Annotated in this window: 7 protein-coding genes; 3 read left to right on the top strand and 4 right to left on the bottom strand. The window is 60.4% G+C overall.

Annotated features, from left to right (window positions below; all coding sequences use genetic code 11):
• Positions 1 to 270: 270 nt before the first annotated feature.
• Both AQ996_RS09160 and AQ996_RS09155 read right to left on the bottom strand, forming a co-directional pair.
• A complete protein-coding gene (locus AQ996_RS09160; RefSeq protein WP_055252590.1) occupies positions 271 to 1,899 on the bottom strand; it encodes a UDP-glucose--hexose-1-phosphate uridylyltransferase in 1,629 nt (542 codons plus the stop codon).
• Positions 1,890 to 3,095 carry a galactokinase gene (locus AQ996_RS09155; protein ID WP_055252588.1) on the bottom strand — a complete coding sequence of 402 codons (1,206 nt, stop codon included), beginning with the start codon at positions 3,093 to 3,095 and terminating at the stop codon, positions 1,890 to 1,892. The genes AQ996_RS09160 and AQ996_RS09155 overlap by 10 nt, the downstream gene beginning before the upstream one ends.
• A gap of 383 nt (positions 3,096 to 3,478) precedes the next feature.
• Here AQ996_RS09155 and AQ996_RS09150 point away from each other — a divergent pair, with 383 nt between their 5' ends.
• Both AQ996_RS09150 and AQ996_RS09145 read left to right on the top strand, forming a co-directional pair.
• Positions 3,479 to 4,465, top strand: coding sequence for a LacI family DNA-binding transcriptional regulator (locus AQ996_RS09150; protein WP_055252586.1), 987 nt, complete (start codon positions 3,479 to 3,481; stop codon positions 4,463 to 4,465).
• A gap of 129 nt (positions 4,466 to 4,594) precedes the next feature.
• A complete protein-coding gene (locus AQ996_RS09145) occupies positions 4,595 to 5,755 on the top strand; it encodes an FprA family A-type flavoprotein (RefSeq protein WP_055252583.1) in 1,161 nt (386 codons plus the stop codon).
• A 59-nt stretch (positions 5,756 to 5,814) separates the two neighbouring features.
• Here AQ996_RS09145 and AQ996_RS09140 read toward each other — a convergent pair whose 3' ends face one another.
• On the bottom strand, positions 5,815 to 6,618 hold the full coding sequence (locus AQ996_RS09140) for a DeoR/GlpR family DNA-binding transcription regulator (protein WP_055252581.1): 804 nt from the start codon (positions 6,616 to 6,618) through the stop codon (positions 5,815 to 5,817).
• Positions 6,619 to 6,952: 334 nt separating this feature from the next.
• Between AQ996_RS09140 and AQ996_RS09135 the strand changes: the two genes are divergently transcribed.
• Entirely contained in the window at positions 6,953 to 7,810 is an 858-nt protein-coding gene (locus AQ996_RS09135) for a class II fructose-bisphosphate aldolase (RefSeq protein ID WP_022095149.1), read from the top strand.
• Between the two features lie 221 nt (positions 7,811 to 8,031).
• Here AQ996_RS09135 and AQ996_RS09705 read toward each other — a convergent pair whose 3' ends face one another.
• Positions 8,032 to 8,358 (bottom strand): HAD family hydrolase, encoded by a 327-nt coding sequence (locus AQ996_RS09705; protein WP_082435610.1) that lies wholly within the window; start codon positions 8,356 to 8,358, stop codon positions 8,032 to 8,034.
• Positions 8,359 to 8,409 lie beyond the last annotated feature (51 nt).

Here is an 8,409-nt window from a genome sequence, read left to right as displayed (position 1 = left end):
CGGGGGCAGGGACGTTCGGCCGTGCGCGGGCGCCCGGTCGGCGGCCCGTTCTGGGCGCGCCTCAATCGTAGCCCGAGACGGTCCCGGGCTGACAATTTCGACTGTAATGGACGTTCCTTTTCTGCCGACACCTGGGGACACCCCTAATTGGTGCAAGGGGGTCGGCTATGATGCACCAATAAAACGGCGCCCGTCGGCGATGTTGCCGGCGGGCGCCGTTGTCATGTGGGCGGTTATGTTGTGGCCGCTGATGAGGCTCGAACTCGCATGCTACAGCGAGTCGATAAAGCGCTGTTGGGCGGCGCGTCCTGCCTCGTTCCACTTAAAGACGCCGGCGTTGTCGAGCACGTGGCCAAACACCACGCCGACCTCCTCGTGCAGGATATCGATGGCGTTGTCGGCCGTAAGCTCGTCGGCGCGGCGAGCAAAGACGTCCTCGGCCCACGCGGCATGGCTGCGACAAAGATCATCGCCCTCGAGCGCACCGGCAAGATCGTAGCTGGCATCGACCTTGGCTGCCAGCAGATGCTCACGGACAGCGCCAAGCTCGGGAACCAGGCGCGGCGGCAGAATGGCCAGGCCCATGACCTCGATCAGACCGATGTTCTCCTTCTTAATGTGGTGGTACTCGGCATGTGGGTGGAAAACGCCCAGCGGGTGCTCGTCGGTCGTGATGTTGCAGCGAAGCGCCAGGTAGGCTTCGTAGATTTCGCCACCGGCGTTGCCGCGAGAGTCGACGCGGCGGATGGCGGGCGTCACGGTGTTGTGTGCCACGCCGTCGGCTGTGTGCGCGATGACGCCCACGGACTCATCGGTCCACTCGCGCCATGCCAGGATAATCTTCTCGGCGGCGTCGAGCAGCTGGGCGCGGTCGTGCGAGCGCAGGCGCAGCACCGAGAGCGGCCACTGCAGCACGGTACCACTGACCTGGTCAAAACCGGGCACGCTAAACTGCGAGACCTCGGCGGCATGCATCATGGGGAACTCGTGCGCGCCGCCCTGGAAGTGGTCGTGCGACAAGATCGAGCCGCCCACAATAGGCAGGTCGGCGTTGGAGCCAATAAAGTAGTGCGGGAACAGGTCGACAAAGTCGAGCAGGCAGGTCAGACCCTTGCGGTCCACGTGCATCGGGCGATGCTCGGAGCTCATCGTGATGCAGTGCTCGTTAAAATACGCATACGGGCTGTACTGGAAACCCCAGCGCTCGCCGTCGAGCTGGATGGGGATAACGCGCAGATTCTGGCGGGCGGGGTGAGCGCCACCGTCGGCTGCGGCGGAGCGTCCGGGATAGCCCTCGTTTTCGATGCAGAGCTGGCAGGCGGGATACTTCTCGCCCGTGTTCTTTGCGGCGCCGGCCGCGGCAATGTCGCGCGGATCCTTTTCGGGCTTTGACAGGTTGATGGTGATCTCAAGATCGCCCCAGTTGGTGGGGGCGCTCCATTTGATGTTGCGCGCGATGGCGGCACGGCGCACGTAGCCGGCGTCGCAGCACAGGCCGTAGAACCAGTCGGTTGCGGCGCGGGGCTCGTTGACGCCCATACGTCCGTTGAACTCTTCGTTTACAACCGAAGGCCTCGGCATCAGCACGCCCATGATGCGCATGGCGATGCGGTCGCGGCCCGATGCCGTGTCCTCGGCGGCGCCGTTGGCAACGGCAGCCTCGGAAAGTGCGGCAAGCGTGCCCTCCAGGTCAAAATCGGGGAGCGTATCGGGGTGCAAGAGCGAGAGCTTCTCGATCTGGAGCGCCCAGGCCATGTCGAGCGCCGGGCCCGTGGCGCCGATGCACTCCAGAATGGTGTTGTAGGCCCAGATGCGGTCGTCCTGTCCGATCATCGATCGGTGGATGGCATATTCGATGAGGCCCTGTGCGGCCTCGCGCACATCAGTCATTACAGCCATGCCGCGTAAGCCCCCTTGTCAGTAATTGCGTAGTGGCGGGCAGAGCCTTCGCCCAGCCAGCTGTTCATCTTGGTGATAAAGGTGTCGACCAGATCGAGCGGCACGAAGGCCTGGATGGTGCCACCAAAGCCGCCACCGTGAATACGAACGGCACCGCGGCCGTCGAGCACGTGCTCGGCCAGTGCCAGGGCATACATCGAAGGCTGCTCGGAGCCCAGCTTGGCAACGACATTCTGCAGGTACATGGCGGAGCTGGCGCCGGACTCGCGCGTCAGAACCAGGAACCGGTCAATGTCGCCGGCGTTCAGGGCTGCCCAGCGCTTGTCGACCAGGCCGTTCTCGTACCAGTAGTGAACGGCGCGCAGGCAGGCGCGGTCGCCCAGCTTGGCACGCAGCTCGGGGAGCTTGGCGTCAAAGTCGGCAACGTTTACCTCACACAGTCGTGCCTTGCCAAACTCGGCGGCGACGTCTTGCATCTCGCGGGGAACGGCGGCGTAATCGTCGGTGGCGGCCACGTGGTCGGCGCCTACTTTAACGAGCACAAGCGCATAGCCGTGATCCTCAAAGTTGAGCTCGAGCTTCTGGGTCTTAGGCTGAGCCTGGTCCTCAAAGTCCATGTAGGCGAGGCCACCCAGGCACACGGCGGCCTGGTCCATCAGACCGCAGGGCTTGCCGTAGTAGTTGTTCTCGGTGCGCTGGCTCATCTGCGCGAGCGCGACGGGCTCAATGGCGGGCGCGCCCCAGAGCGTCTCCATGGCGCGGCCGTATGCGGCCTCGACGGCAGCGGAGCTCGAAAGGCCGCCGCCCGAGGGGACGGAGCAGGTGAAGGCGAAATCGAAGCCGTGAGGCTCAACGCCAAGGGCTGCAATCTCGTGGGCCATACCGCGCACGAGGCTTGCGGACGTGCCCTTCTCGGACTCCTGAACGTCTAGCGTGCCGAGCGCGATTTCAAACGTGGGATAGCCCTCGTCGGCTACGCGAACCTTGTTGGAATCGGTTGCCACGGCGATGCCGTCGACAGCGACATCGAGCGAGCCGGCGATAACGTGGCCACCCTCGTGGTCGGTGTGGTTGCCGCTGATCTCGGAACGGCCGGGCGCGTGCACATAGAGCACCTGGCGGTCGCCGATGGGGCCAAACTCCTCCTTGAACAGCTTGGTGAGCGTGGCGAGTGTCTTTTCGTCGGGGGTGGTCATGGAAGTCCTTTCCTTGGCGCGCACGGGTGAGTTTTGCGTCGTTATGAGTACGTTAACAACTTGAAGCGGCATGAACCAAGTGTTCACGATACCGCACGTTACGGGCTATGTTAACGTACTCATAACACATCGCTTGTCACTTTTTGAGAATCTGGTAATCGGTAGAAATTCAGCCGTGAACGGTACTGCCGTATGGACTTATAAAGCAGAAGAGATGCAGATAGAAAAAGTAGAGTACGTTAACATGCGTCCGACGATAGCGGGCCTCGGCGCGGGATGTATTTCTGCCCGGGCCGGCATTCACGCTATTCAGATCTCGCAAGGGTGAAGGTGATCCTGTGGCAAGGCGCCCGTCCAACGATACAGGTACGCGTCCGGTCTCCATGGCCGACGTCGCCCGCGCTGCTGGCGTTTCGCAGCAGACGGTTTCGCGCGTCGCCAACGGCTTGCCCAACGTTAACGAGCAGACGCGCCAGCGCGTGCAGGCTGCTATGCAAGAGCTCGGCTTTCGTCCGAGTTATGCCGGTCGCTCGCTGCGCGACGGCCGTTACCATTCGGTCGGCCTATGCATCAACGATGTCACCAAGTTTGGCAACCTCTCAATGATCGACGGCATCGCCAGCGCTGCTCGCGAGCATAATTGCGCCATCACGCTGGTCGAGATGTCCAAGACCGAGGAGTTTTCGCTTGCCGAGGCCACGCGTCGTATGGCCGCGCTGCCCGTGGACGGCATCATTATCGGCATGAGTCGCATGGCACCCGATTTTGAGACGTTTGATCCACTGCCGGGCATTGGCACGGTCATCGTTACCATGTACGCGCATCCGCGCGTGACCACGGTCGATTCCGACCATTACGGCTGCTCGCTGTTGCTCATGGATCATCTGTTTGAGCTGGGACACGAGCAGATTCGTTATATCGGCGGCCCGTCGTTCTCGGTCGATGAACAGTTTCGTCGCGCCGGTTGGCAGGATGCACTCGAGCGTAAGCACATTAAGCCGCAGGCGCCGCTCGAGGGCGATTGGTCTGCCAACAGCGGTTACGAGGCCGGCAGATATCTGGCCGAGCACGATCGCGCCATGACGGCGATTTATGCGGCAAACGACCAGATGGCAAATGGCGCGATTGCAGCGCTGCGCGATAGCGGTCTGCGCGTGCCCGAGGACGTGAGCGTGGTGGGCGTCGACGATTCGCTCGATGATTTTGTGGCACACAACGAGCTTACGACCGTGCGATTCGATCTACATCAGCGCGGACGCGAGGTATTCGAGCATGCGGTTCCCGAGGCGGGTACGGCGGGCAAAACCGTTGCCATTCGTATTCCCGGCCAGCTCATTATTCGACATAGCACGGCGATACCACGCTCATAGTTTGCGCAGGTAAACGGCGATTTATCGTATTTCAATAACAATCGGTAAGGATGCCGGCAGATAACAGTTGGAATGCTGCCGAGTGCTATGATAGACGGGTTATTTTGTCTATCTAGGAGGCTTTGCCTGATGGAGATCACCAAGGATATCCGCTACGTTGGCGTCGACGATCACGACATTGACCTGTTCGAGGGCCAGTACGATGTGTCCGAGAACGGTATGGCATACAACAGCTACGTTATCTTGGGCGAAAAGATCGCCGTCGCCGATTCGGTCGATGGTGGTTTTGTTGACGAGTGGCTCGGCAACCTCGAGGCCGCGCTCGATGGACGTACGCCCGACTACCTGGTTATCCATCACATGGAGCCTGATCACTCTGCTGGCATCGCCGCCTTTATGGAGCGCTACCCCCAGGCACAGATAGTGGCCAGCATGGGCGCCTTCCGCATGATGGTCAACTACTTTGGCACCGACTACCCCGAGCGTAAGATGGTCGTCAAAGAGGGCGACGTGCTCGACCTGGGTGGCCACAGCCTAACGTTTATCGGCGCCCCCAACGTGCACTGGCCCGAGGTGATCTTCTCCTACGAGTCCACCGACAAGGTGCTCTTTAGTGCCGACGGCTTTGGCAAGTTCGGCGCCAACGACATCGAGGACCCGGAAGGCTGGGCTTGCGAAGCGCGCCGCTACTACTTTGGCATCGTCGGTAAGTTCGGCAAATTCGTGCAGACCGTGCTCAAGAAGGCCGCCGATCTGGATATCCAGATCATCTGTCCGCTCCATGGTCCTGTTCTTACCGAGAATCTGGGCTATTACCTCGACACCTACAACACCTGGTCGAGCTATCAGCCCGAGGACGAGGGCATCACGATTGCCTATGCGAGCGTGTATGGGCATCTGAAAGCTGCCGTCGAGGAGCTCGCCGCAGCGCTTGAGGCTCGCGGCCAGAAGGTTTCCGTCTTTGACTTGGCTCGCGACGACATGGCCGAGGCCGTTGAGGATGCGTTCCGCTATGACCGTCTGGTGCTCGCCTCCATCACCTATCAGGGTGAGATCTTCCCGTTCATGAGCACCTTTATCCACACGCTTGCCGAGCACGCCTATCAGAACCGTACGGTGGCGCTCGTTGAGGCCGGCTCCTGGGCGCCCACCGCTGCCAAGGTTATGACCAAGGAGCTCGAGGGCATGAAGGACATCACCCTGGCGCAGAACAAGGTGACCGTGCTGGGTTCGCTCAACGACGCCTCGCGCGCTCAGATCGAGGTTCTCGCCGACGAGCTGTCCAAGTAGCGACACATTCACTTCTGATGCTCAACCACCACAAAGGAGACCTTTGTGGTGGTTTTTGTTTAAGCGCCGGCGATGAGGAGATTTGGGCGGGCGTTGTCGACGATCTCGGCGATTGAGGTGGCGACGGCATTATCGGGGTCGCTGTCCATCACGATGGAGTCGACGTCGGCGAGTTCGGCAAAGCGGTACATGCCGCGTCCGTTAACCTTGCTGGCGTCCATGAGGGCGACGCTTTGACGGGCGGCACCGACCATAGCCGCTTTGGTCTCGGCCATCTGGGGAAAGTCGGTCGTAAAGCCGCAGCTGGGGACAAAGGCGCCGGGGCACATGACGGCCAGATCGGCATGGACCATTTGGAGCGCCTGCATAGTGAGCGGTCCGTACAAATAACGATGGCCTTTGCGCAGCGCCCCGCCCAGCATGACGACATCGACTGAGGGCATGCTCTCGTCGATGTAATCGGCAATGGTAATGTCGGCCGTGATGACGGTGATGCCGTCGCGCTGGTCGAGCAGGCGGACAAATTCGAGCGCCGTGGTGCCCGAGTCGACGAGCAACGTGTCGCCGTCATTGACGAGCTCGATGGCGCTTTGTGCGATGGCCTGCTTGGCGGCGACATTGACGTTGATGCGGCGATCCTGCGTGGAAACGGTCAGGCGTTTGTGGAGCGATACGGCACCGCCATGCGTGCGGCGCAGCTTGCCTGCTTCGGCGAGCGCGTCCAGGTCGGCGCGGGCGGTGACGGAGGACACGCCAAAGGTCTGGGCGATTTCTGCTACCTGCACCGAGGCATTATGATCGAGCATCTCCATGATGGCGGAACGACGCTCGTCGGCGAAAGCTCGGGTTGTTGCGTGGGCCATATCTGCTCCATCATCGTCTGAAATTTGCAGGAATTGTGTTGACTCTATTTTCGTTCATTTTCTTTTTGAGTAAGAAAACACCTTTCGATTACTTATCTTTTCTATAAAAGAAAGACGCTGAACGCCCAAAATTCAATATCGAACACGCCCACTCAGCTCCAATTCCTTCCGTTTACTTTTCAAAAACGACTGTATTGACCTGCATGGGCTCAATATCTCGCACATGCATACCCGCTGAATTTCATACAATGAGCGCAGAAAACGCAAGGTAAAACGCCTTGTGAACAGCTACGCCCGATGTCCAGATGCGGGCGAGGGAGAGGAGCAAACGCTCATGGCACTTGTTACCACCGAAAAGATGCTCAAGGACGCTCAGGCCGGCCACTACGCCGTCGGCGCGTTCAACGTCGAGAACCTCGAGTTTGTTATGGCCGTTCTGGCCGCTGCCGAGGAGACCAAGTCTCCCGTCATCATGCAGACCACCCCGGGCACCATCAAGACCGCTGGTCTGGACTACTTCTACGGCATGGTCAAGGCTGCCGCCGAGCGCGCTTCCGTGCCCGTCGCCCTGCACCTCGATCACGGCGATGGCTATGACCGCTGCATGCAGGCTTTCCGCACGGGCTACACCTCCGTCATGATCGACGGCTCGCACGAGTCCTTCGAGGACAACATCGCCCTGACCAAGTCCGTCGCCGACGCTGGCCGCGCCATGGGCGTGCCCGTCGAGGCTGAGCTTGGCAAGGTTGGCGGCAAGGAGGACGACGGTCCCGCGGTTGAGGGCGAGAGCCCCTACACCGATCCTGCCGAGGCCAAGGAGTTCGTCGAGCGCACCGGCTGTACCTCCCTCGCAATTGGCGTTGGCACCAGCCACGGTGTGTACACGAGCGATCCTCACATCGAGCAGTCCGTGGTCAAGGCCATTCGCGACGCCGTCGACGTGCCGCTGGTTCTGCACGGCACCTCCGGTGTGCCCGATGAGCAGGTTGCCGAGGCTGTGAAGAACGGCATCTGCAAGGTTAACTACGCCACCGAGCTGCGTCAGGCCTACACCAAAGGCTTCATGGCCTACATGGCCGAGAACCCTGCCTGCTTCGATCCCAAGAAGCCGGCTAAGGAGGGTATGCGTGAGATCACCGAGCTGGTTAAGATCCGCATGACCAACCTCAACTCTGTGGGCAAAGCAGAGTAACAGCAAGGGTACTCTGACTCGCTACATATCCCGGGGAGGGACGAGGGCTTAGTTCCCCAATCGTCCTCGGGCATGCAAAAAGCCTCGCTGCGCACTTCGTGCGGCGAGGCTTTTTGCCCCCTGCGGAAAGATTGGGGAACTAAGCCCTCGTCCCTCCCAGGTTGACCTACTCGAGGTCGTCGCCCTTGTGGCGTTGGGGCTGAAAGGGTGGGACGCGTGGGTTATTTGGTTGTTAGGGTTAACAGGTCGTTGGGGGTTTCGAGGTTGTAGGTGGCATTTGGGATGTCTTGGTGTGATCCCCATGCCGCTCTGGCAAAACTGACCCCTGCTGAAGTTGCGCATTGTTCGTCGTAGACGGTGTCGCCAACGTAGACGACGTTGCCAGGATTCGCGCCCGCACGTCGGAGATATTCGAGCATGGGTGCGGGTGCGGGTTTATGTTCGGTTGTGTCTTCGACAAGGATGATGTGCTCAAAATACTTATCGAAACCAAGGGGTGCAATTTCTTTGGCTCTGTTAGACCAGGAGTGACATAAATCCGATGTCACCGCGACGGGCTATCCTTCATTAACGTTGAAGGAGGAACCATGGACGCCGAC

The organism is Collinsella aerofaciens (assembly GCF_001404695.1).
Taxonomy (GTDB): Bacteria; Actinomycetota; Coriobacteriia; order Coriobacteriales; family Coriobacteriaceae; genus Collinsella; species Collinsella aerofaciens_E.
This window is presented reverse-complemented; position numbering and strand designations above follow the sequence as displayed.